Source organism: Patulibacter sp. SYSU D01012 (assembly GCF_017916475.1).
Lineage (GTDB): Bacteria > Actinomycetota > Thermoleophilia > Solirubrobacterales > Solirubrobacteraceae > Patulibacter.
In genome coordinates this window covers 204,620-227,649 of the sequence record NZ_JAFMTB010000002.1, presented here as the reverse complement: position 1 = coordinate 227,649, position 23,030 = coordinate 204,620, and the positions used below count along the sequence as shown (strand labels likewise).

22 protein-coding genes are annotated in these 23,030 nt (G+C 75.5%); 9 read left to right on the top strand and 13 right to left on the bottom strand.

The window, feature by feature from the left end; all coding sequences use genetic code 11:
* Nucleotides 1-20 precede the first annotated feature (20 nt).
* From J3P29_RS10515 to J3P29_RS10495, 5 genes are all read left to right on the top strand, one after another.
* Nucleotides 21-857 carry a helix-turn-helix domain-containing protein gene (locus J3P29_RS10515; RefSeq protein WP_210493312.1) on the top strand — a complete coding sequence of 279 codons (837 nt, stop codon included), beginning with the start codon at nt 21-23 and terminating at the stop codon, nt 855-857.
* Nucleotides 854-2,167 (top strand): competence/damage-inducible protein A, encoded by a 1,314-nt coding sequence (locus tag J3P29_RS10510; protein WP_210493311.1) that lies wholly within the window; start codon nt 854-856, stop codon nt 2,165-2,167. Before J3P29_RS10515 ends, J3P29_RS10510 begins: the two co-directional genes overlap by 4 nt.
* Nucleotides 2,168-2,414: 247 nt before the next feature.
* Nucleotides 2,415-3,482, top strand: coding sequence for a recombinase RecA (recA, locus tag J3P29_RS10505; protein WP_210493310.1), 1,068 nt, complete (start codon nt 2,415-2,417; stop codon nt 3,480-3,482).
* The gene (locus J3P29_RS19860; RefSeq protein ID WP_210493309.1) at nt 3,479-4,045 is read left to right on the top strand and encodes a regulatory protein RecX; all 567 of its coding nucleotides are present in this window, start codon (nt 3,479-3,481) and stop codon (nt 4,043-4,045) included. The genes recA and J3P29_RS19860 overlap by 4 nt, the downstream gene beginning before the upstream one ends.
* Before the next feature lie 64 nt (nt 4,046-4,109).
* The gene (locus J3P29_RS10495) at nt 4,110-5,552 is read left to right on the top strand and encodes a radical SAM protein (RefSeq protein WP_210493308.1); all 1,443 of its coding nucleotides are present in this window, start codon (nt 4,110-4,112) and stop codon (nt 5,550-5,552) included.
* Nucleotides 5,553-5,618: 66 nt separating this feature from the next.
* Here J3P29_RS10495 and J3P29_RS10490 read toward each other — a convergent pair whose 3' ends face one another.
* Together J3P29_RS10490 and J3P29_RS10485 are read right to left on the bottom strand one after the other, a co-directional pair.
* Nucleotides 5,619-6,407, bottom strand: a complete 789-nt coding sequence (locus tag J3P29_RS10490) for an SDR family NAD(P)-dependent oxidoreductase (RefSeq protein ID WP_210493307.1) — start codon at nt 6,405-6,407, stop codon at nt 5,619-5,621.
* A gap of 43 nt (nt 6,408-6,450) precedes the next feature.
* Complete coding sequence (locus J3P29_RS10485) at nt 6,451-7,620, bottom strand: FIST N-terminal domain-containing protein (RefSeq protein ID WP_210493305.1); 1,170 nt, start codon at nt 7,618-7,620, stop codon at nt 6,451-6,453.
* A gap of 20 nt (nt 7,621-7,640) precedes the next feature.
* Between J3P29_RS10485 and J3P29_RS10480 the strand changes: the two genes are divergently transcribed.
* Together J3P29_RS10480 and dapF are read left to right on the top strand one after the other, a co-directional pair.
* Nucleotides 7,641-8,558, top strand: a complete 918-nt coding sequence (locus tag J3P29_RS10480; protein ID WP_210493304.1) for a tRNA (adenosine(37)-N6)-dimethylallyltransferase MiaA — start codon at nt 7,641-7,643, stop codon at nt 8,556-8,558.
* A 74-nt stretch (nt 8,559-8,632) separates the two neighbouring features.
* The gene (dapF, locus tag J3P29_RS10475; protein ID WP_210493303.1) at nt 8,633-9,541 is read left to right on the top strand and encodes a diaminopimelate epimerase; all 909 of its coding nucleotides are present in this window, start codon (nt 8,633-8,635) and stop codon (nt 9,539-9,541) included.
* Nucleotides 9,542-9,598: 57 nt separating this feature from the next.
* Here dapF and dapD read toward each other — a convergent pair whose 3' ends face one another.
* The 3 genes from dapD to dapE all read right to left on the bottom strand — a co-directional run bounded on the left by dapD (nt 9,599) and on the right by dapE (nt 13,166).
* Nucleotides 9,599-10,606, bottom strand: a complete 1,008-nt coding sequence (dapD, locus tag J3P29_RS10470) for a 2,3,4,5-tetrahydropyridine-2,6-dicarboxylate N-succinyltransferase (protein ID WP_210493301.1) — start codon at nt 10,604-10,606, stop codon at nt 9,599-9,601.
* 159 nt (nt 10,607-10,765) lie between these two features.
* Nucleotides 10,766-12,049: an aminotransferase class I/II-fold pyridoxal phosphate-dependent enzyme gene (locus J3P29_RS10465; RefSeq protein ID WP_210493300.1), complete on the bottom strand. Its 1,284-nt coding sequence runs from the start codon at nt 12,047-12,049 to the stop codon at nt 10,766-10,768.
* Between the two features lie 31 nt (nt 12,050-12,080).
* On the bottom strand, nt 12,081-13,166 hold the full coding sequence (gene dapE, locus J3P29_RS10460; RefSeq protein ID WP_210493299.1) for a succinyl-diaminopimelate desuccinylase: 1,086 nt from the start codon (nt 13,164-13,166) through the stop codon (nt 12,081-12,083).
* A gap of 54 nt (nt 13,167-13,220) precedes the next feature.
* Between dapE and hflX the strand changes: the two genes are divergently transcribed.
* Together hflX and dut are read left to right on the top strand one after the other, a co-directional pair.
* Entirely contained in the window at nt 13,221-14,570 is a 1,350-nt protein-coding gene (gene hflX / locus J3P29_RS10455) for a GTPase HflX (RefSeq protein WP_210493298.1), read from the top strand.
* A 38-nt stretch (nt 14,571-14,608) separates the two neighbouring features.
* A complete protein-coding gene (gene dut / locus J3P29_RS10450) occupies nt 14,609-15,061 on the top strand; it encodes a dUTP diphosphatase (protein ID WP_349239817.1) in 453 nt (150 codons plus the stop codon).
* A 96-nt stretch (nt 15,062-15,157) separates the two neighbouring features.
* Here dut and J3P29_RS10445 read toward each other — a convergent pair whose 3' ends face one another.
* The 8 genes from J3P29_RS10445 to J3P29_RS10410 all read right to left on the bottom strand — a co-directional run bounded on the left by J3P29_RS10445 (nt 15,158) and on the right by J3P29_RS10410 (nt 22,950).
* On the bottom strand, nt 15,158-16,180 hold the full coding sequence (locus J3P29_RS10445) for a glycine betaine ABC transporter substrate-binding protein (RefSeq protein ID WP_210493295.1): 1,023 nt from the start codon (nt 16,178-16,180) through the stop codon (nt 15,158-15,160).
* The gene (locus J3P29_RS10440) at nt 16,177-16,935 is read right to left on the bottom strand and encodes an ABC transporter permease (RefSeq protein WP_210493294.1); all 759 of its coding nucleotides are present in this window, start codon (nt 16,933-16,935) and stop codon (nt 16,177-16,179) included. Before J3P29_RS10440 ends, J3P29_RS10445 begins: the two co-directional genes overlap by 4 nt.
* A complete protein-coding gene (locus J3P29_RS10435) occupies nt 16,932-17,663 on the bottom strand; it encodes an ABC transporter permease (protein WP_210493293.1) in 732 nt (243 codons plus the stop codon). The genes J3P29_RS10440 and J3P29_RS10435 overlap by 4 nt, the downstream gene beginning before the upstream one ends.
* A complete protein-coding gene (locus tag J3P29_RS10430) occupies nt 17,660-18,829 on the bottom strand; it encodes an ABC transporter ATP-binding protein (RefSeq protein ID WP_210493291.1) in 1,170 nt (389 codons plus the stop codon). Before J3P29_RS10430 ends, J3P29_RS10435 begins: the two co-directional genes overlap by 4 nt.
* Nucleotides 18,830-19,051: 222 nt before the next feature.
* Nucleotides 19,052-19,774 carry a glutamine amidotransferase gene (locus J3P29_RS10425; RefSeq protein ID WP_210493290.1) on the bottom strand — a complete coding sequence of 241 codons (723 nt, stop codon included), beginning with the start codon at nt 19,772-19,774 and terminating at the stop codon, nt 19,052-19,054.
* Nucleotides 19,767-20,537 carry a class I SAM-dependent methyltransferase gene (locus J3P29_RS10420; RefSeq protein WP_210493288.1) on the bottom strand — a complete coding sequence of 257 codons (771 nt, stop codon included), beginning with the start codon at nt 20,535-20,537 and terminating at the stop codon, nt 19,767-19,769. The genes J3P29_RS10425 and J3P29_RS10420 overlap by 8 nt, the downstream gene beginning before the upstream one ends.
* Nucleotides 20,534-21,940: a Mur ligase family protein gene (locus J3P29_RS10415; protein ID WP_210493287.1), complete on the bottom strand. Its 1,407-nt coding sequence runs from the start codon at nt 21,938-21,940 to the stop codon at nt 20,534-20,536. Before J3P29_RS10415 ends, J3P29_RS10420 begins: the two co-directional genes overlap by 4 nt.
* Nucleotides 21,937-22,950: a YegS/Rv2252/BmrU family lipid kinase gene (locus tag J3P29_RS10410; RefSeq protein ID WP_210493286.1), complete on the bottom strand. Its 1,014-nt coding sequence runs from the start codon at nt 22,948-22,950 to the stop codon at nt 21,937-21,939. The genes J3P29_RS10415 and J3P29_RS10410 overlap by 4 nt, the downstream gene beginning before the upstream one ends.
* Nucleotides 22,951-23,030: the final 80 nt, after the last annotated feature.

The window sequence follows — 23,030 nt, the reverse complement described above, 5'->3', positions numbered from 1 at the left end:
GCCGCTAGCCTTCCGCGCGTATGGCAGAGATCGGCGCCACCCTGCGCGAGGCGCGAATGCGCGCGGGGATCGACATCGCGGAGGTCGAGTCGCGGACGAAGATCCGCGCGAAGTACCTGCGGGCGCTCGAGAACGAGGAGTGGAGCCTGCTGCCCGGCCCGACGTTCGTCAAGAGCTTCCTCCGCACCTACGCGGAGACGCTCGGGCTCGACGCCAAGCTGCTCGTCGAGGAGTACAAGTTCCGCCACGAGCCGTACGAGAGCGCCGGCGCGCCCGCCCGTCGCCGCGCCGGCGCCGGCGGTCCGACCTCGCGCGGGGTCCGGCGCGGGGGTCGCGGCGGTCGCCGCGGGGGCGGCGCGTTCGGGCCGCCCAAGCGCACGAACCTCCTGCCGCTGCTGCTCCTGATCGTCCTGATCGCGGGCGCGGTCTACGCCGTGTACCGCGTGTCGAAGAAGGAGGACGCCCCGCCGTCCTCGTCCGCGCCCGCGGCCACGACGCCCGCGAAGCAGCCCGCGTCCGAGGCCGACGCCGAGGCGCGCCGCGCCGCACGGGCGAAGGCCCGCAAGGTCGTCCGGCTGCGGGTCGCCGCGCCGCGCAGCCGTTCCGTCTACGTCTGCGTGCGCGACGCCCGGGGCCGCGCGGTCGTCAACGCCCGGACGCTCGAGGCCGGGGAGCGCACGCGCACCTACGACTCGCAGCGCTTCCAGATCGCGCTGAACACCGCCGGCGCCCGGGTCACGGACGGCGGCAAGCGCCTGTCGCTGAAGGCCGACGCGCGCGGCGTCGTGGCGTACGAGATCACGAAGGGGCGGGCGCGGCGGCTCCCGGAGGGCCGCCGGCCCTCGTGCACGCGATGACCGCGCCGCGCGCCGTCGTCCTCGTCACCGGCACCGAGGTGCTCGGCGGCTGGATCTCCGACCGCAACGGCCCGTGGCTCGCCGGCCGCCTCGGCGCCCTGGGCGTCGAGCACGTCGCCACGACCGTGGTCGGCGATCGGCCGGAGGACCTGCGCGCCGAGCTCGAGCACGCCCGCGACCGCGGGATCGACCTGGTCGTGACGTCCGGCGGCCTGGGGCCGACCGAGGACGACCTGACCGCGCAGATCGTCGCCGAGTTCAGCGGCCGTCCGCTGGCGCTCGACGCGGAGCTCGAGGCCCGCATCTGGGCGATCCTCGAGCCGATGTCGCGGCGCTGGACGGGCATCAGCGAGGACGCCGTCCGGGCCGCGAACCGCAAGCAGGCGCTCGTGCCCGCCGGCGCGACCGTGCTCGAGCCCGTGGGCACCGCGCCCGGGCTCGTCGTGCCTCCGACGGACGACGATCCGGCGCGCCACCGCACGCCCACCGTCGTCGTCATGCCCGGGCCGCCGCCGGAGCTCCAGGCGATGTGGGCCGCCACGGAGGACCTGCCGGCCTTCCGCGACGCGATCCGCGGCGCCGTCGACTTCCGCGAGCAGACCCTGCGCCTGTACGGGATCCCGGAGTCCGAGCTGGCGAACACGATGCGCGCCGCCCGCGAGGAGGGCGTCGGCGTCGACCGGCTCGAGATCACGACGTGCGCGCGACGCGGCGAGCTCGAGGTCGTCACGCGCTGGACCCCGGAGCGCGAGGACGACGCGCGGGCGTTCGCCGCCTTCGTCGCGGACCGCCACGCCGACACCCTCTTCTCGGCGGACGGGCGCAGCGTCGACGAGCTCGTCACGGACCTGCTCGTCGAGCGCGGCTGGCTCGCCGCCACCGCCGAGTCGTGCACGGGCGGCCTGCTCGCCGGACGCCTGACCGACCGCGCGGGCTCCTCGCGCGTCGTCGCGGGCGGGATCGTCGCCTACGCGAACGCGGTCAAGGAGCGCGCGCTCGGCGTCGACGCCGCGCTGCTGCGCGAGCACGGCGCCGTCTCCGCGCCCGTCGCCGACGCGATGGCGGTCGGCGCGCTCCGGGCGGTCGGGGCGGACGTCGCCGTCTCGACGACCGGCGTCGCCGGGCCCGGCGGCGGCACGGACGAGAAGCCGGTCGGGACCGTCTTCGTCGCGGTGCGGACCGCGGACGGCGGCGGCCTGGTGCGCCGCCTGCGCCTGCCGGGCGACCGCGCCGCCGTACGCGACCGCACGACGACGGCCGCGCTCCACCTGCTGCGCCGCGTCCTGCTCGGCGAGTCCGACCCCGCCTGACGCCTGCGCGCCGTGGGGCGCCGTGGCCCCGCGGGCGAGAGGGCTCTGACGCGCCGGGCCGCTCGCGGAGCGCCGGGCCGCTGCCGCCGGGCGTCGCGGCGCCGCGCGGCGCCGGCACCGGCACCGGTCCGGCACGCTTCCGGCACGGTCCGGCCGTCGTGCCGACACACGAACATGCGTACGGTTCGGTTCCGTCCGCACCCTGGCGGACAATGCAACTCCGCTTTCTAGACGAGGTGTTTTGAGGATGGCCGCCAAGGAGACCGAGGCGACGGCGAAGGCCCGCGACGCCGCCCTGCAGGGAGCCCTGCAGCAGATCGAACGGCAGTACGGCAAGGGCACCGTGATGCGCATGGGCGAGGAGGGCGCGCACTCGCGCGTCGACGTCGTCCCGACGGGCGCGCTCTCGCTCGACCTCGCCCTCGGCGTCGGCGGCGTGCCGCGCGGCCGCGTCGTCGAGATCTACGGACCGGAGTCGTCGGGCAAGACGACGCTCGTGTACCACATCATGGCCGAGGCCCAGAAGAAGGGCGGGGTCTGCGCGTTCATCGACGTCGAGCACGCGATGGACCCGGTCTACGCCCAGAAGATCGGCCTGGACATCGACGAGCTGCTCGTCTCGCAGCCCGACTACGGCGAGCAGGCGCTCGAGATCGCCGACATGCTCGTGCGCTCCGGCGCCGTCGACGTCGTCGCGGTCGACTCCGTCGCGGCGCTGACGCCGCGGGCCGAGCTCGAGGGGCAGATGGGCGACACGACCGTCGGCCTGCAGGCGCGGATGATGAGCCAGGCGATGCGCAAGCTCACCGGCAACCTGAACCGCACGAACACGCTCTGCATCTTCACGAACCAGATCCGCGAGAAGGTCGGCGTGATGTTCGGCTCGCCGGAGACGCAGCCGGGCGGTCGCGCGCTGAAGTTCTACAGCTCGCAGCGCCTGGACATCCGCCGCATCGAGACGATCAAGGACGGCACGGACGCGGTCGCCAACCGCGTGCGCGTCAAGGTCGTGAAGAACAAGGTCGCGCCGCCCTTCAAGCAGGCCGAGTTCGACATCGAGTTCGGCAAGGGCATCTCGACCTCGGGCTGCCTGATCGACCTCGGCATCGAGCACGGCGTGGTGCAGAAGTCCGGCTCGTTCTTCTCGTTCAACGGCGAGCGCCTGGCGCAGGGCCGCACGAACGCGAAGGCGTACCTGGACGAGCACCAGGAGATCGCCGGCGAGATCGAGCGGCTCATCTACGAGAAGCTCGACATGGTGCAGCCGGGCGCGACGCCGGCCGCCAAGGACGCGGAGCCCGCCGGGGTGGCGTGAGCCCCGACCGGGATCCCGATCCCGGGGCGGACGACCTGACGGAGGCGCGGGAGGCGCCTCCGCAGGAGCCGCCCAGCGCCGAGGAGCGCCTGGCCCACGCGCTGAAGCTCGCGTATCGCCACCTCGCCAAGCGCGACCGGACGGAGGCCGAGGTCCGCGCGCACCTGGAGAAGCGCGGGGTGGACGCCGCGTCGGTCGACGCCGCCGTCGGCGAGCTGCTCGAGCTCGAGTACCTCGACGACGAGCGCTACGCCCAGCGGTACGTCGAGGACCGCCGCCGCCTCGAGGGGTGGGGGCACCTGCGGATCGCCGACGGCCTGCGCCGCACCGGCCTGCCGCGGCCGCTCGTCGAGCGCGCCCTGGCCGCCGACCCGCACGCCGACGACGAGCACGAGCTGGCGGTCGAGGCCCTCGACCGCCGCTTCGCCGGCCGGGCGCTCGCCGACGACCGCGAGCGGCAGAAGGGCCTGCGCACGCTCGCGACGAAGGGCTTCCCGCTCGACACCGCGTACGCGGCGATCCGCGCGTACGAGCGGCGCTGCGCCGACCGCGACGACGGCTGAGCCGGCGGACGGGGGGAGGGACCCTGGAGGTGCCCGGACGCCGCGCTACCCTCCGTGGTCGCGTATGAGCACCCTGGAGTCCACGAAGCGGTACCACGTCACGACGTTCGGGTGCCAGATGAACGAGCACGACTCGGAGCGCATGCGCGGCATGCTCGAGTCGCTCGGCTACGACGAGGCGCCGTCCGCCGACGACGCCGACCTGATCCTCTTCAACACGTGCTCGATCCGGGAGTCGGCCGACTCGCGCTTCGTCGCGCACCTCGGGCACGCCAAGCGGATGAAGAAGGAGCGTCCCGGCGTCGTGGTCGGGGTCGGCGGGTGCTGGGCGCAGTCGGTCAAGGACGAGGTGTTCGAGCGCTTCCCGTTCGTGGACGTCGCCTTCGGTCCCGGCCAGATCAACCGCCTGGCCGAGTTCCTGACGTCGGACGACCTGTCGGCCCAGGGCTACTTCGAGTTCGAGGGCTTCCCCGCGCACCTGCCGACCAAGCGCGACCGGCCCTTCCAGGCGTGGGTGCAGATCGCCGTCGGCTGCAACCTGAAGTGCTCGTACTGCATCGTGCCCTCCACGCGCGGACGCGAGGCGTCGCGGCCGTTCGAGCAGCTGCTCGACGAGGTCGAGCGGCTCGCCGCCGACGGCGTCCGCGAGGTCACGCTGCTGGGGCAGAACGTCAACGCCTACGGTCGCGACCTGCGGACCACGGACCCGCTGCCCGAGGCGCTGCTGCCCTTCCACGCCGCCGCGAAGCGCCCCACCGGGCGCATCGCGGGCGTCGACGACGAGGCCGCCGCGGCGCGGCCCCGGCCGCGCACGTTCGCCGAGCTGCTGATGGCGGTCTCCGCCGTGCCGGGCATCGAGCGCGTCCGCTACACCTCGCCGCACCCGAAGGACATCCGCGAGGACGTCGTCGCCGTGCACGCCACGGTCCCCGAGGTCTGCCAGCACATCCACCTGCCGCTGCAGTCGGGCAACACGCGCATCCTCAAGCGGATGCGCCGCACGTACGACAAGCAGCGCTTCCTGGACCGCGTCGAGATGATCCGCGCGCAGTGCCCCGACATCGCGCTGACCACGGACATCATCGTCGGCTTCCCGGGCGAGACCGAGGAGGAGTTCCAGGACACGCTCGACGTCGTCGAGCGCGTCGGCTTCGACGGGGCGTTCACGTTCATCTTCTCGCCCCGCCGCGGCACCGAGGCCGCCGAGATGACGGACGACTTCGTCCCGCACCCGGTGAAGGTGGAGCGGATGGAGCGGCTGGTCGAGGCGGTCCAGCGCCACGCGAAGGCCCGCACGCAGCGGTTCGTCGGCCGCACGCTCGACGTCCTGATCGAGGGCCCGTCCCGCAACGACCCCGACGTCCTGCGCGGCCGCACGAGCCACAACAAGGTGGTCAACTTCACCGGCTTCGGCGAGCCGGGGGAGACCGTGCCCGTCGAGATCACCGCCGCCACCTCGCAGACGCTGACGGGCGAGATGTCGCTGCTCGCGCGCCTCGGCGCCTAGGCCCCGTAGGCTGCCGCCGTCGCCGCGTGCGACGGCGGACCGGGGCCCGTGCGGACGCCCTGGCCCTCAGCGCTTGGTGCGCTGCGCGTCGGCCATCTGGGTGCCGACGTCGCCCCCGAACCGGGCGGCGACGGCGCCCGCGATCCCGGGGAAGAGGCCGTTCGCGCGGCCGCTGACGCGGATGGAGAGCGGCGCGACGTCGACCTCGCCGCGGTCGTGCTCGATCGCCTTCACGACGCCCGCGGCGACCTCCTCGGGCGTGTTCGTCCCCACGCCGCGCGGCAGTTCGACGCCGGTGTCGGCGAACATGCCGGCACCGCGGATGAACCCCGGGAAGACCGTGCTGACGCCGATGCCCTGCGGGCGCAGCTCGGGGCGCAGCCCCTGCGAGAAGCCGCGCAGGCCCAGCTTCGTCGCGGCGTACAGGCTGGCGTCCGCCGTCGGCGCCTTCGCCGACATCGACGAGATGAAGACGACGTGGCCGCGTCGGCGCTCCTGCCAGGACGGCAGCAGCATCCGGGTGAGCACGATCGGGGCCCGCAGGTTGACCTGGACGGCCCGGTCGATCTGCTCGGGCGTGTACTCCGCCAGCGGGCCGCTCGCGGGGACCGCGGCGTTGTGGACCACCGCGTCGACGCCGGCGTGCTCGGTCCCGAGACGCTCGACGTCCGCGACGTCGGACAGGTCGGCGCCGACCGCGACGGCGCCGAGCTCGGCCGCCAGCGGCTCGAGCACCTCGGCGCGGCGGCCCGTCAGGACGAGCGACGCGCCGCGGGCCGCGAGCGCGCGGGCCATCGCGTGACCGAGGCCGCCGGTGGCGCCGGTGAGCAGGACCTTCGTGCCGGACAGCTGCATGGGCGCCACCCTACCCGCGGTCGCGACGGCACGCGCGGACGCCCTACGCCAGGAAGACGGCGAGCGTGGCCGTGAAGCCGTGCGCGAACGCGTGACCGCCGACGGGGCCGATCTCGCCGGCGGCGATCATGCCCGCGAGCGGCAGCGGGCCGAGCTCGCGCTGGATGATCGCGGCGTCGTGGTCCTCGACGCCGAACATGTCCTGCCCGCGCCCGTTGCAGGTGAACGCCAGCGCGCCGGCGATGTCGCCCGAGCCGGTCGCGGCGCGGCGGATGCGCAGCGCCTCCTCCAGCTCCGCGGTGGCCGACGCGGGGTCGCGTACGTGCAGGCGCGCGATCTGCCCGACGGTGACCGGAGCGCCGATCGCCACGGCCCCCGTCTCCGGGTCGGCGCCCGCCAGGCCCCGCACGACGAAGTCGCCGCTGCCGTACTCCGGCTGCCCGGTCTGCACGACGAGGCCGAGCAGCAGCCCGTGGCGGATCTGCTCGCGGTCCTCGCCGGTCAGCCCGTCGATCGCGTCGCGCAGGGCGTCGATGGCCGGACGCCCGGCGAGCTGGTGGATGATGCCGCCCTCGCCGGCGGTGACGGCCAGCTCCGGGCCGATCGGGCGGGCGCCCTGCGAGACGAGGGGCAGCACCTCGACGCCCTCGAACCGCACGCCCAGCGCGGCGGCTTCGCTCGGACCGACGTCGCGGAGCAGCGGCCGCCCGTCGGGCGGGACGAGGGACGGCACGCCGCCGACGATCGGCACGCCCGGCAGGTGCTCCTCGAAGGCCTGCAGCGTCGGCTCGATCGGCAGGCGCGACGTGTCCGCCAGCAGGAGCACGGCGGAGGTCGTGCCGATCTCGACGGCCGGGATGCCGCTGAGCGCCAGGCCGCCCTCGACCTCGGTGGTGTGCAGCTCGAAGACCTCGGCGGCCGCGTCCTCGCCGAGCGAGATCGCCCAGACGACGACGCCCTCGCCCTGCTCGTACTCGCGCCCTCCCGCGACCAGGCCGCCGGCCGTCGCGCCGACGAGCTCGCCGGGGTCCAGCACGCCGCGCACCCGGCCGAGCACCGCCTCGGGCTGCGTCACCAGCTCGCCGGCGACGAAGACGACCGCGACGTCGCAGGGCGCGCCGCCCAGCCCGTCGAGCGCCTCGCGCGCCGCGCCGTCCACGCCGGTGACCACGTCCGAGGACGCGGAGAAGCCGGTACCGACGACGACGGGCATCGGGTCACCATACTCAGGGCGTGACCCGGCCGACCGTCATCGCGCTCTTCGGCCCCACCGCCGTGGGGAAGACCGCGATCGCCGTCGCCGTCGGCCGCGCGCTGCGCGCCGCCGGGCGCGATCCGGTGGCGGTCTCGGCCGACGCGATGCAGGTGTACCGGGGCATCGAGACGCTGACGGGCGCCCGCGACGCGCTCGACCAGGACGAGCTCGAGCACCGGCTCGTCTCCGTCCTCCCGATCACCGAGACCTGCTCGGCCGGGCGCTTCGCGCGCATGGCCCACGCCGAGATCGACGCGGCGCTCGTCGCCGGACGCACCCCGGTGGTGGTGGGCGGCACGGGCCTCTACCTGCGCGCCGCGCTGACCGCGCTCGAGCTGCGGCCGCCGGCCCCGCCGGAGCTGCGCGCCCGCCTGGAGGCCGAGCTGGCCGCCGCCGGCCCCGAGGCGCTGCACGCCCGCCTCGCCGCCGTCGCCCCGTGGGCCGCCGAGCGGGTGTCGCCGCGCGACCGCTCGCGCGTGGTGCGCTGGCTCGAGCTGCACGAGCTGGGCGAGCTGCGCCCGCCCGCGGGCCCCAACCGCCTGTGGACGGACGAGACGCGGCACCCGACCCGGCTCGTCGGGCTCGTCCGCGACCGCGACGAGATCCGCCGCCGCATCGACCTGCGGATCGACGCGATGCTCGCCGCCGGGGCCGCCGACGAGGTCCGCGCCGCCGCGGCCGCGGGCGTCTCCGCCACCGCCCGCAAGGCCCACGGGTTCGAGCCGCTGCTGGCCGACGACGAGGACCGGATGCGCCGCGACACGCGCCGCTACGTCAAGCGGCAGCTGACGTGGATGCGGAAGCTGCCGGGCGTCGAGGTCGTGGACCTGACCGGCGACCCCGACCCCGACGCGGTCGCCGCGCGGATCGTCGCGCCGCTGCTGGCGCCGGACTGAGCCCGCCGGCAGCGGCTCCGGGACGGGCGCCGCGCGCACCGTCCGCACGGCGCGTCGCCCTAGACTCCCGCCGCATGCGGTTCGAGAAGTGGCAGGCGCTCGGCAACGACTACCTGATCGTCGAGCGCGACCGGCTCCCCGTGCCGCTCACGCCGGCGCGGGCGCGGCTGCTCTGCGACCCGCACCTGGGGCCGGGCGCCGACGGCGTGCTCGAGCTGTCCCCGCCGACCGAGCCGGGGACGGTCGCCGCGCTGCGGATCATGAACCCGGACGGCTCCGAGGCCGAGCTCTCCGGCAACGGCGCGCGCGAGGCGATCATGTACCTCGTCCGCCGCGGCTGGACCGACCGGCGCCAGTTCTCCATCACGACGGTCGCCGGCGAGATCCGGCCGACGATCCTGTCCGAGACGACGTGCCGCGTCGACATGGGGCGGGCCCGCACGGTCAGCGACGACCACGCGGGCGACGACCCGTCGGGCCGCGGCCACCTGGACACCGCCGAGACGCTCGCCGCCGGTGCCGGCAGCGGCGAGCCGAGCACGTGGCGGTACCAGCACGTGAAGATCGGCAACCCGCAGTGCGCGATCCGCGTCGACGACCTCGCGACGCTCGAGGGCCTCGACCTGCCCGCGATCGGGCCGGGCATCGAGCACCACCCGCTGTTCCCGCAACGCACGAACGTCTCGTGGTACGCCGAGGTCGAGCCCGGCGTGATCCGGGCGCGGATCTTCGAGCGCGGCGTGGGCGAGACGATGTCCTCGGGCACCGGCGCGTCCGGCGCCGCCGTCGCGTACGTCCTGGCGGGCGGGGGCAGCGGCGGGGACGACGACGGCGGGGAGTCCGTCACCGTCCGCCTGGACGGCGGCGAGCTGACGGTCGACGTGGCGGACGACCTGCACGTCGACCTGACCGGGTGGGCGGTCCCGGTGTACGTCGCGGAGGCGTCGGCCGAGCTCGTCGCCGCCCTCCGCGAGCGGGAGTGAGCCCGCGCCGGGAGCGGACGGGACCGTCGTCCGCCCGCGCCCCGGAGCGGACGGGCCTCAGTCGTTCGCGTGCAGCTGGGCGTTGAGGCTGCCCCAGGAGCCCTGGCGCTCCAGCGCCACGACGGCGCCGCTCTGGCTGTCGCGGCGGAAGAGCAGGCCGCTCTTGCCGGACAGCTCGCGCGCCTTGACCGTCGTGCCGTCGGGCAGCGCGACGACGGTGCCGCCCGTGACGTACAGGCCGGCCTCGACGACGCAGCCGTCGCCGAGCGAGATCCCGACCCCGGCGTTCGCGCCGAGCAGGCAGCCCTCGCCGAGCGCGATGACCTCGGTGCCGCCGCCCGACAGCGTGCCCATGATCGACGCTCCGCCGCCGATGTCGGTGCCGTCGCCGACGACGACGCCCGCCGAGATCCGCCCCTCGACCATCGACGCGCCGAGCGTGCCGGCGTTGAAGTTGACGAAGCCCTCGTGCATGACCGTCGTGCCCTCGGCGAGGTGCGCGCCCAGGCGCACGCGGTCGGCGTCGCCGATGCGGACGCCGGACGGCACGACGTAGTCGGTCATCCGCGGGAACTTGTCGACCGACGTGACGGCGACGGGGCGGCCCGCCGCGTGCAGGCGCAGGCGCACCTGCTCGAAGCCCTCGACGGCGCACGGGCCCTGCGTGGTCCAGACGACGTTGGCGAGCAGCCCGAAGACGCCGTCGAGCGAGACGCCGTGGGGACGGACGAGCCGGTGCGAGAGCAGGTGCAGCCGCAGGTACGCGTCCGCGGCGTCGACCGGCGCGGCGGCCAGGTCCTCGATCACCGTCACGACGGCGACGGTCCGCACGCCACGCGCGTCGTCGCGGCCGATCGACGCGGCGAGCGCCCCGCCGCCGACGACGGTGGCCTTCGCGAACGGCACCTCGCTCGTCCCGGCCCCGCCGGCGTGCCCCGCGGCCTGCACGGCGGCCGCGTCGACGCCGAGCGCGGGCGCGGGGAAGAAGACGTCGAGCGTGCGCCCGTCGGCCTCGGAGATCGTGGCGAGGCCGAGGCCCCAGGCTCCCTGCTGCTGATCGCTCATCGCCCGCCAGCGTACGAGATGGGCGCGGACGGCCGCCCGGTCACGCCGTGTCCCACGACGCGTCGGCGCGGCGACGCGCGAACCCGGGTCGGCGCGGGCCGTCGACGCGCACGGTCGCCCGGCCGCCGGCCAGGCCGGCCCGCGTCTCGTGCGTCGCGTTCACGCCGCGGCGAGCGCCGCCAGCCGCTCCGCCGCGGCCCGGCAGTCCTCGAGCGTCGGCACCAGGGCCATCCGGACGTAGCCTTCGCCGGCGGGCCCGAAGAAGGCGCCCGGCGCCGCGACGACGCCCGCGTGCAGCAGGCAGGCCGCGAACGCCGCGCTCCCGCGGTCGGCGGCGTCGCCGTCCGTCAGCAGCGCGACGAGCTGGGCCGTGCCGGCGTCGTCCAGCGCCGCCGCCGCCCAGCGCGCCGCCGCCCAGTCCGCCGGCAGGCGCAGCCAGCGGAAGAAGGACGCGTCGCCGCCGGCGGTCTGCAGGCCGAGGGCGTCGAGGCCGGGCTGCAGGACGCGGAGCTTCTCGCGGTAGACCTCGCGGACGGCGGCGACGTGGTCCTCGTCGCCCCACGCGGCCACCGCGGCGTGCTGCACGAACCGCTGGGGTGCCACGCCGACGCTGGGGCGGAAGCGCCGGAGCGCGGCGATCAGGTCGGCGTCGCCGGCGACGAAGCCCGAGCGGTACCCCGGCATGGAGGAGCGCTTCGACAGCGTGTTGACGACCAGGACGCCGGTCAGCTCGTCGCCGCTCTCGCCGATCTGCAGCGCGGAGTCGGGTGCCTCGCCGCGGAACCACAGCTCGCTGTAGGCCTCGTCGCTCGCCAGCACGACCCCGTGCTCGCGGCACGCCGCGGCGGCCTCGCGGTACCAGCCGCGGTCGGCGACGGCCGCCGTCGGGTTGTTCGGGTAGTTCGTCCAGAGCAGGGCCAGCCGCGCCCACGCCTCGGCGGGGATCGCGTCCAGGTCGGGCAGGAAGCCGCGCTCCTCGACGAGCGGCAGGTCGAGCACGTCGGCGCCGGCGTACCGCGCGCCGCGCTCGTACACCGGATACGCCGGCTGCGGGACGCCCACCAGGTCGCGGCCGCCCTCGCGGTCGACGAGCACCTGGGGGAGCGAGAAGACGAGCTCCTTCGAACCGAGCGTCGGCAGCACGTGCCGGTCGGCGTGGACCGCCACGCCGAACCGCCGCGCGATCCAGTCCGCCACCGCGCGGCGCAGCTCGGGCAGGCCCGCGGCGAGGGGGTACGCGGAGACGGTCTCCTCCTGCACGGCGGCGACGAGCGCCTCGCGGATGAACGCGGGCGTCGGCTCGCGCGGCTCGCCGGTGCCGAAGTCGAGCAGCCGCGGGGCGTCCGGACGCGCCGCCACGACGGTCCGCGCGTCGCTCAACCGCTGGAACGGGTAGCTCCCCGTGCGCGCGAGGACCGGGTTGCGGGCGAAGGCGGGCGGCATCTCGCCGGGGGACGCTACGCGACCGCCGCCCTCAGGCGCCGGTGCGCACGAGCGCCGCGAGCGTCTCGTACGCCTCGACGAGCGCGGGGACGGCGACCTGCTCGTCGCGCTTGTGCGCGTAGACCGGATCGCCGGGGCCGTAGTTGACGGCCGGCACGCCGGCCAGCCCGAGCTCCGCCACCGGGGTCCACGCCTGCTTCGGCGTCACCGGACGGCCCGTGCGGGCGACGAGCGCCTGGGCGAGCGGGCCGTCGATCGCCACGGCGCCCGACGGCGCGTGGCCGACGATCTCCAGCTCGGCGTGCTCGACGTCGCACCACGCGCGCAGCTGCGCCTCGGCGTCCGCGGGCGCCATCCCCGGCGGGTAGCGGTAGTTCACGTGCGCGGCGGCGTGGTCGGGCACGACGTTGTCCGCGACGCCGCCGGCGACTTTCGTCACCGACACGCACTCGGCGTACTCGAGCCCGTCGAACTCGTGGCGGGACACCGGCACGTGCGCCAGGCGCCGGATGCCGTCCGCGGCGCGGTGGATCGCGTTCTCGCCCAGCCACGGCCGCGCGGAGTGGGCCGCGGTGCCGCGGAAGGTCCACGTCGCGTTGATGTTGCCCAGGCACCCGCCCTGCACCCCGCCGGCGGTCGGCTCCATCACGACGGCCAGGTCGGCGGTGCGCAGCCCCTCCTCGCGCTCCAGCAGGGGCGTCAGCGCGCTGTCGCGGAACGGCAGCTCCTCGCGGCCGAAGAGCACGACGCCGACGTCGCACGCCCGGCCGTCCTGCGCGTGCAGGCCGTCGCGCAGCAGCTCGATCATCACGGCGCACGCGCCCTTCATGTCGCAGGCGCCCAGGCCGTGGACCACGCCGCCGTCGAGCCATCCCGGCCGGTTGCCCTGCACGGGGACGGTGTCCAGGTGCCCGGCGAGCAGCACGAGGGGTCGCTCGCCGCGCTCGGTCGTGCCCGCGAGCAGGCAGGTGTCGCCGGCGTCGCGGACGGGCACGCCGGCCTCTTCCAGCCGGCGCGCCGCCAGCGCGACGGCGGCTCCCTCGTCGCGCGACTCCGAGGGGCAGTCGACGAGCTCGAGGGTTCGCGCGGCCAGGCGGGCGGGCAGGGGAGAGGTCACGGCGCAACCGTAGCGCCGCCGGGGCCCTCGACCGGGGGCGTAGAATCGAAGACAGTGCCCGAACGCCGAGAGAACCAGCACCCGTACACCGCACGCCAGTTCGAGACGACCCACGCCCAGGACCTCGAGCAGCAGCGCGCCGCCCGCGACCAGCGCGCGGTCATCGTCGGCGTCCTGCCCGAGGGCGAGGACCTGACCGAGCTCCGCGAGCTGCTGCGCACCGCCGAGGTCGAGGTGCTCGACCAGATGGTGCAGCACCGCGACGAGCCGCACCCCAACACCTACGTCGGCGAGGGCAAGCTCCAGGAGCTGAAGGCCCGCTGCCACGAGCTCGGCGCCACGATGGTGGTGACCGACGACGAGCTCTCGCCCCGCCAGGAGCGCAACCTCGAGTCCGCGCTGGGGCTGCCGGTCCTCGACCGCACCGCGCTGATCCTCGACATCTTCGCCGTGCACGCCAACTCGTCCGAGGGCAAGCTGCAGGTCGAGCTGGCGCAGCTCCAGTACAACCTCGCCCGCATGCGGGGCCTGTGGACCCACCTCGACCGTCTCGGCGTCGGCGGCGTCGGCACCCGCGGTCCCGGCGAGACGCAGATCGAGACGGACCGCCGCCTGGCGCGCGACCGCATCTCGAAGCTCCGCCGCCGGCTCAACGAGGTCAAGGGCACCCGCGCCGTCATGCGGCAGGAGCGCGAGCGCTCCTCGCACATCCCCAACGTCGCGCTCGCGGGCTACACGAACGCCGGCAAGTCGACCCTGCTGAACGCGCTCACCGGCGCCGAGGTCGGGGTCCAGGACCGCCTGTTCCACACGCTCGACCCGACGACGCGCGAGCTGCGCCACAACGGCCGCACGTACCTGCTCACCGACACCGTCGGGTTCATCCGCAAGCTGCCGCACGACCTGGTCGAGGCGTTCGGTGCCACGCTCGAGGAGACGGTGCTCGCCGACCTGCTGCTGCACGTCGTCGACGCCAGCCAGACCGACGAGGCGCTCGCCGAGGTCATGGGCGCCGTCGACGACGTCCTGAAGGACATCGGCGCGACGGAGAACGTCCACGTCCTCGTCCTGAACAAGATCGACCTGGTCGACGAGGCCCGGCGCGAGGACCTGCGCGTGCGCTTCCCCGACGCCGTGCAGGTCGCGGCGGGCGCCGGCGTCGGGCTCGACGGCCTGGCGGCGCGGATCGAGGAGGAGTTCGAGGCGACGCTCCAGCCCGTCGAGCTGCTGCTGCCCTACGCCGACGGCAAGACGCTCGACGAGCTGCACCGGCTGGCCGGCGACCTGGAGCAGGAGCACCGCGCCGACGGCGTCCTCGTGCACGCCCGCGTGCCGCGGTCGCTCGCCGGCCGCTACGACCGCTTCCGCGTCCAGCCGGCCGGCCGCGGCGTCGCGGAGGCGTAGACCCCGGCGCCCGGGCCGGGCGTGGCATGCTCCGCGGCGTGCCGCCCGAGCCCGCCGCGCCCGCCCTCGCCGTCCGCCGGCTGCGCCCCGATGCCGTCCTGCCGCTGCGCCAGCACGCCGACGACGCCGGGCTGGACCTGCACGCCGTCGAGCCCGTCGAGCTGGCGCCGGGGGAGCGGGCCTCGGTCCCGACCGGGCTGGCGGTCGCGCTGCCGGCCGGGCACGCGGGCCTCGTGACGCCCCGCTCGGGGCTGGCGGCCCGGCACGGCGTCGCGCTCGTCAACGCGCCGGGCGTGATCGACGCGGGTTACCGCGGCGAGCTGCGCGTCCTGCTGCTGAACACGGATCGCACGGAGACGTTCCGCGCGGCCGCCGGCGAGCGGATCGCCCAGCTGCTCGTCGTCCCCGTGGCGCTGCCGGCGGTCGTCGAGACGGACGACCTGGATGCGACGGCGCGCGGGGTCGGCGGGTTCGGCTCGACCGGCCGCTGACCGACCGGCCGCTGATCGGCCGGCGGCCCCGGCCGACGAGGCCTCGCCGGCCGGGGCGGGGCGGGGCGGGGCGCGCGCGGCGCCCCGCCCCGCGCGTCAGCTCTTCGGGACGAACCCGAAGCTCTGCAGGTAGGCCGCGGCGGCCTCCTCCGGCGTCTTCTTGTCCAGGTCGACGCGGGCGTTGAGCTCCTGGACGTTCTGGTTCGTCAGCTGCGCGTTGACGGCCTCGATCGTCTTCTCCAGGTCGGGACCGGCCTTCTCGGCGACGGCCTTGCGCACCACGAGCGTCGAGTTGTACGGCGGGAAGATGCCCTTGTCGTCCTTGAGCAGGACGAACTTGTCGCGGGCGTTCTGCGGGTCGGTCGTGAAGACGATCGACACGTCGGCCTGGCCGCCCGTCAGCACGGAGGAGCGCTGGCTGACGTCGACGGGCGTGAACTTCTTGAACTTCAGGCCGTACGTCTGCTCCAGGCCGAGCAGGCAGTCGAGGCGCTGCCGGCACTCGGGCGAGCCGTAGAGCGTCAGCTGGCCCGCGACCTTCGACAGGTCGGAGATCTTCTGCAGGCCGTACTTCTTCGCGGTCTCCTGCGTCACGGCGACCTCGTTCGAGCTCGTGAACGGCGTCGGCGGCAGGGCGACGAGGCCCTCCTTCGCGAAGCCGGCCTTCGTCTCCTCGAACGCCTTGCCCGGGTCGGTCGGCAGGTCCTTCGTCTTCACGCCGAAGAACGACAGCAGGGCCGTGCCGGTGTACTCGGGGTACGCGTCGACCTGGCCGCCCTTGACCGCCTTCAGCGCCGTCTGCTCGTCGCCGAGGTTGAGCTGCTTCTTCACCGTGTAGCCGGCGGCCTGCAGCGCCTGGGCGTAGACCTCACCGAGCACCTTCTGCTCCGTGAAGTTCTTCGAGCCGATCGTCAGCGTCACCTTGGCGTTGTCGGCGTTGCGCTGGATCGCCTGACCCTGCGGGGCCTCGGCGGCGGTCGAGGACGCGCCGCCGCCGGCGGTCGACGTCGTGGCGTCGTCGCCGTCGTCGCCGCCGCACGCGGCGAGCACGAGGGCCAGGCACGCCAGCAGGGCGAGCAGCAGCGGGGACCGCAGGGTCCGTGGGAGGGTCAGGCTCATGTGATCGCGCCCTTTCGGCGTCGAGGGAGGAACCGGCCGCGCGCCGCGAGGGCGGGCGTGCCGCGGAGGGGACGGGGGGTGACGGCGCGCTGGGCGGCGGCCAGGCCGACCTCGGCGACGACCGCGAGCAGCGCCACGACGATCGCGGCCGCGAGCTTGCCGGCGTCGCCGTAGACGCTCGTCGAGATGATGGGGTCGCCGAGCGTCACGACGCCGGCGAGCGGCGCGATCGTCGCCGTCGCGATGACGTTGACGACCGACGTGCGCAGGCCGCCGAAGATCAGCGGCAGGGCGAGGGGCAGCTCGATCTCGCGCAGCACCTGCGCCCCGGTCATGCCCTGGCCCACGGCGGCGTCGACGACCTCGCGGTCGACCTGCGTCACGCCGACGTACGCGTTCGTCAGGATCGGCGGGATCGCCAGGAGGGTCAGCGCGAGCGTGACGTTGCCGAAGCCGACGCCGAGGAAAGCGACGAAGACGGCGATGAGCGCCAGGCTGGGCACCGCGCGGCCGACGTTGGCGACGGTCACGGCGAGGAAGCCGCCGCGCCGCAGGTGCCCGAGGGTCAGCCCGAGGGGCAGGGCGATCAGCGCGGCGAGCGCGACGGACGCCCCGACGACGGCGAGGTGCTCGAGCGTGAGCTGCCCGAAGTCGGCGAGCCCGCCCACCTGCTCGCCGCCGGTGCGGGACTCCTGGGCGTGCAGGAGGAAGTCGATCGCGTCGCCGAACAGGCCGAGCGCGGCGAGGACGCTCATGCCGGCACCGCCCGCGTCCACGGGGTCAGCAGCCGCTGCGCGAGCAGCACGAGCAGGTCCAGGACGACCGCCAGCAGCACGCACAGGCCGCCGGCCACGAGGACGTTGCTCTTGAACGTCAGGTCGGCGTATATCGGGTCGCCCAGGCCACCGGCGCCGGCGAAGAACGCCAGGGTGGCCAGGCCGACCGTCGTGGTCGCGGCGATCCGCAGGCCGGCGGTGATCTCGGGCAGCGCGAGCGGCAGCTCGACGGTCCAGAGGACCTGCCGCTCGGTCAGGCCCATCCCGCGCGCGGCGTCGATCACGTCGTCCGGGACGTTGTCCAAGCCGGCCACGACGTTGCGGAAGATGATCAGCAGCGTGTACGAGACGAGCGCGATCTCCGCGGTCAGGAACCCGCGGCCGGTGATGGGCAGCAGCAGGAAGAACAGCGCCAGGCTGGGGATCGTGTAGAGGATGCCGGTGACCTGCGTGATCGGCGCGACGAGCCAGCGGCGGCGGTGCGCGAGCAGGGCGAGCGCGAACGAGATCGCGAAGCCGACCGCGAGCGCGACGACCGTAAGCAGGACGTGGCGGACGAGCGGATCGACGTAGCGGTCCAGGTTCTCGGCGATCCAGCTCGGGCAGACGCCGTTGCGCGCGACGCACCCGGCCTGGCCGGAGGCGTCCGACGAGCGGTCGGTGACGAAGCCCTGCGCCAGGACGGCGGGGAGCAGGCCGGCGCTCATCCCGCGGCCTCCGCCGGCTCGCGGGGCGCGGGACCGGGGGCCAGCTCGCGCGCCACGGCGTCCGCGCTGAGCACGCCGACGACCGCCCCGCGCTCGTCGACGACCGCGGCGAACTGCACCCGGTGCTGGAGCAGGTCGGAGAAGGCGTCGCGCAGGACGTCGTCCCGCTCGACGACCGCCACCTCGGAGCCCGCGCCGTCGGCCAGGCGCTCGCCGCGCAGGTCGTCGTCGTCGAGCCACGCGAGCGGCCGGCCGTCGGCGTCGATCACGAGGGGGTAGGGGACGGCCGCGCCGGCGAGCCGGTCGCGGATGCCGGCGACGGGGTCGTCGCGCCGCACGAGCACCACGGGCTCCAGCCGCAGGTCGCGCACGCGGCCGAGCGCCAGGCGCTTCAGCGCCCGGTCGGCGCCGACGAACTGCTCGACGAAGTCGTCGGCGGGCTCGAGCAGCAGCTCGGCGGGCGTGGCGTACTGCGCCAGGTGGCCGCCGGGCCGCATCACGGCGATGCGGTCGCCCATCTTGATCGCCTCGTCGATGTCGTGGGTGACGAAGACGACGGTGCGCCCGTGGCGCGCCTGCAGCCGCAGGAACTCGTTCTGCAGCCGCTCGCGCGTGATCGGGTCGATCGCCCCGAAGGGCTCGTCCATGAGCATCACCGGCGGGTCGACCGCGAGCGCGCGGGCGACGCCGACGCGCTGGCGCTGGCCGCCGGAGAGCTGGGCCGGGTACCGACCGCCGAGGGCGGGGTCGAGGCCGACGAGCTCGAGCAGCTCGGCGGTGCGGGCGGCGATGCGGTCCTTCGGCCAGTCGAGCAGACGCGGCACCGTGGCGACGTTGTCCGCGACGGTGCGGTGCGGGAAGAGCCCGGTCTGCTGGATGACGTACCCGATCTCGCGGCGCACGTCGGCAGCGGGACGGTCGGTGTTCGGCCGCCCCCCGATGAGGATCCGGCCGGAGGTCGGCTCGATCATCCGGTTGACCATCCGCATCGCGGTGGTCTTCCCGCAGCCGGACGGCCCGACGAGCACGCAGATCTCGCCCGCGGGGACCTCGAGCGTCAGCCCGTCGATCGTGGGGGCGTCCGCGCCGGGGTAGCGCTTCGTCACGTCCTCGAAGCGCAGGCCCGCCGGCGGGGTCGTCGTCGGGGGCTGGGGGCTGGCGTCCATGGGGCTCCTCGCGGATCGGGACCGGCCTGGCCCCGCCGCGAGCGGATGCTAACAGCGACTCCGGGCCGACCCTCGAGTAAATTCAGAAAACCCGATCGGGAAACCAGGTTCACGGAGCGCGCATGGGCCCCGCGGAAGCGGGTACCCAGGGCGCGCCACGCGCATCCGGCGATCTTGCGCCGGTGCGTCGCCTCACCCCGCCACGGGCGCCCCGGAGCCCGCTCAGACGCCGGCCGCGCGACGCGCCTCGCCGTGCGCGGCGTCCTCGAAGCGGTCGTCGAGCGGCGCCAGCTCCGCGGCGTCCAGTCCGAGGGCGGCCGCGATGAGCCAGTCGGCGAACCACGCGTTCTTCGGCAGGAGCGGCCCGTGCAGGTACGTGCCGACGACGTTGCCGCGCCGCGCGCCCTCGTAGCCCGACGTCCCGGTGTTGCCGTGGCCGGCGAGCACGCGACCGAGCGGCTCCTGGCCCTCCGCGAGGATCGTCCGTCCGCCGTGGTTCTCGAAGCCCGCGAGGGTGCGTCCGTCGACCTCGATGGCCACGTTGCCGATCAGGCGTCCGTCGCCGCGCTCCGTGCGCAGGTCGAGCAACCCGACGCCGGGCAGGTGCTCGCCGGGCTGCAGCGCGTACTCGTGGCCGAGCAGCTGGTAGCCGCCGCAGACGGCCAGCACCGCGCCGCCGCGCGCCGCGTGGGCGTGCACCGCGTCGCGCTTCACCGTGGACAGGTCCAGCGCGCAGAGCTTCTGGTCCCGGTCCTGTCCGCCGCCCAGGTACAGCAGGTCGTGGGCGTCGGGATCGAGCTCGTCGCCCAGGGACGAGCGGACGAGCTCGAAGCCGATCCCCCGCCACGCGCAGCGCCGCTCGAGCATGAGCAGGTTGCCGCGGTCCGCGTAGATGTTCAGGAGGTCGGGGTAGAGCGCCCCGACGCGCAGCGTGCGCTCAGGCACCGAGCATCACCACCTGGCTGCCGACGTGATCGTCCGTCGCGCCGATCGCGCGACGGGGCAGGACGCGGAGGCCGGCGTGGCGCGCCTCGTCCTCGAGCGTGTCCGCGTCCAGCACGTCGAGGACCGTCCGGTCCGAGGAGACGTGCCGCTCGCCGGACGGCTCGACGATCTCGCGGATGCGGTCCAGGACGATCTGCCCGTCCGCCACCGTCACCCCGACCGGGCGGCTGGCGTAGACGGTCCCGTCGTGGTCGCGCATGTCGGGCGCCACGGCCTCGGCGTCGGCGACGTCGAACGGCTCGACGTCCTCGACGATCGCGATCGCCGCCACGCCGCCGGGGGTCAGGTGCTCCCGGATCCCGACGAGCATCGCCTCGCGGGCCGCCGCCCCGCCGAGCAGCTGCACCGTCTGCATCGGCGCCAGGACGAGCGGGAACCGCTCCGCCAGGCGCAGCTCGCGCGCGTCGCTGACGACGGCCGAGGCCGGGACGTCGCGCACGCCCGCCCGCCGGCGCAGCTCGGCGCAGAACACGGGGTCGACGTCGGCGCCCAGGACGGGGTGGCCGGCGGCGGCGAGCCACAGGGCGACGCGACCCGTCCCGGCCCCCAGGTCGAGGACGCGCGCGTCGCCGGCCGCGACGCCCGGCGCGGCGGCGGCGAGCTCGCGCCACAGCGGCAGGTCGGCGTCGTAGCCGCCGCACTCCAGGTCGTGCCAGCGGACGTGGTCCAGATCGGGGTCGCGCGGACGCGTGGCGGTGCTCATGCGAAGGACCCCTTGGCGGCGCCGCGACGGACGAGCTCCTCGCGCAGCTCGAGCATCGCGGTGTAGGTCGGGATGGCGTGGAGCGGGACGGCGAGGTCGTCCGGGGCGCCCGCGAGGGCGGCGTCGAGCGCGGGTCCGACGCCCTCGGCGACGACGATCCGCTCGGGCGGCACGCCCGCGTACTTCCAGCGGACGGCCATCTCGCCCGCCCGGGTCCCGCCGCACGTCACGCGCCGGACGCGCGGCGCGAGCTGCTCCAGGTCGGCGTCCCAGATCCACGAGACGTCGCGGCCGTCGGCGATGCGGTCGTTGAGGATCGCCAGCAGGTCCAGCTCGCCGTCCGCGAGCGTCAGGGTGCGCGCCACCTCGTTCGCGCCGGCCGGGTTCTTCACGAGCAGCAGCTGCAGCTCGCGCCCGTCGACGCGCACCGTCTCGGCGCGGCCGAACGCGGCGGCCGTCGCCTCGAGGCCCGCGGCGATCGCGGCGGTCGGCACGCCGAGGGCGTGGGCGAGCGCCGCGGCGGCCAGGGCGTTGTAGACGTTGTAGAGCCCGGGCAGGCGCAGGTGGACGTGCACCAGCGCGTCGGGCAGCCGGAGCGCGATCCGCGATCCGCGGGTGCCGTCGAGCGCGACTTGCTCGGCCGTGACCTGCGGGTCGGGCCGGCGGTGTCCGCACTGCGGGCACGCGTAGTGGCCGAGATGCCCGACGAAGGACGCGGTGTAGTCGTAGGCGGTCCCGCACACCCGGCAGGTCGTGGCGTCGGCCGCGTGGTCGACGGTGGCGAGCGCGACGGAGACGTCCTGGACGCCGAAGTACAGGACGTCGTCGCGCTCCAGGCCCAGGTCCGCCACGGCCGGGTCGTCGGCGCCGAGCACCAGGCGGAACCCGTCCGCGCCGTCGGCGGCGACCATGTCGTGCCAGCGGTCCGCGATCGCCTCGAGCTCGCCGTAGCGGTCGAGCTGGTCGCGGAAGAGGTTGGCGAGCAGGACGACGCGCGGGCGCAGCTGCCGCACGAGCCCGCCGAGCCAGAACTCGTCGACCTCGAACAGGCCCAGCCGCCCGTCCGGCCGCCCGCGGCGCCAGGAGCCCATGAGCGTGGCGGCGATCCCGCCGGCCATGTTGGCGCCCTGGCGGTTGTGGACGAGGGTCGTGCCGTGGTGCTCGAGGATCGACGCCACCAGGGCGGCGGTCGTCGTCTTGCCGTTCGTCGCGGACAGGACGACGCAGCCCTCGTCGAGGCGGTCCGCCATCCGACCGATCGCGTCCGGGCGCAGCGTGGTCAGCACCTTGCCCGGCAGGCTCGTGCCGCCCTTGCCGGCGGCGCGGGCGACCCGGCCGGCGGCGCGGGCCGCGGCGAGCGCGGCGGGCAGCGGCACTCCGCGGGTGCGCGCGGGCGCGCTCATCGGCCGACCTCCAGCGCCGGGGCGCGGTGTCCGGGCGGGACGAGGAGCGACAGCGCGGCGGGGACGGTGGAGAGGGTCATGGGGAGGGGGCCGATCGGGTCGCCGTCGGCGTAGGCGAGCAGCGGCGCGTCCGCCGCGATGCGGACCTGGGCCGCACGGCGGACGCTGACGGACGGCATGCGGACGTGGCTGCCGCGGAACACCGCCGGCAGCAGGTGGACGATGCGCAGGCGGTCGCGCCAGCCGCAGGCGTCGGGGCGACGGCCCGTGTGGCCCACGGCCACGACGTCGAAGACGCCGTCCGCGACGGACGAGTGGGGCGCGATGCGCATCCCTCCACCGTACGAGCCGGCGTTCCCGACCGCGACGAGCAGCGCGCGCTGGGCCACGGGCGTGCCGTCGACCTCGATCGCGAAGTCCGTCGGGCGCAGGCCGGCGAGGGCGCCGAGGGCACCCCACACGTACGCGAAGCGCCCCAGCCGTGCCGGCGCGGCGTCGGCTATGCGGTTGGCCTCGGCGTCGAAGCCGACGCACGCGACGGAGAGGAAGCTGCGGCGGGTGCCGTCGCCGGCGACCGCGACGCCGGCGTCGACGGGCACGGCGTCGCCGTCGACCAGCGCGTCGGCGGCCGCGGCGGGGTCGGCGGGCAGGCCCAGGTGGCGGGCCACGTCGTTGCCGCGTCCGCCGGGCACCAGGCCGACGACCGCGCCCGGGCGCCCGAGCGCCGCGTCCGCGACCAGCCGCAGGGTGCCGTCGCCCCCGACGGCCACCGGCACGTCGCCGGCGTCGATCGCCGCGATCGCCGCGGCGGTCGCGGCCTCGGCGCTGGCGGCGACGATCGTGCGGAACCGGGCGCCGCGGGCGCGCAGGCGGGCGGCCGCGGCGTCGCCGGCGTGCCGGCCGCGCCCGCCGCCGGCGGTCGGGTTGACGAGGAGGACGAAGCTCCGGACGGGGGCGGGGGTGACGGGCGCGTCCACGACGGGACGCGCGTCGGAGGAGCGGCCGCGCACGCCGCGGATCATCCCGCATCCGTCGCCCGCGCCGTCGCGTCGGGCGCGGACGCCGTGCCCCCGGTCGCGGCGGGCCGACT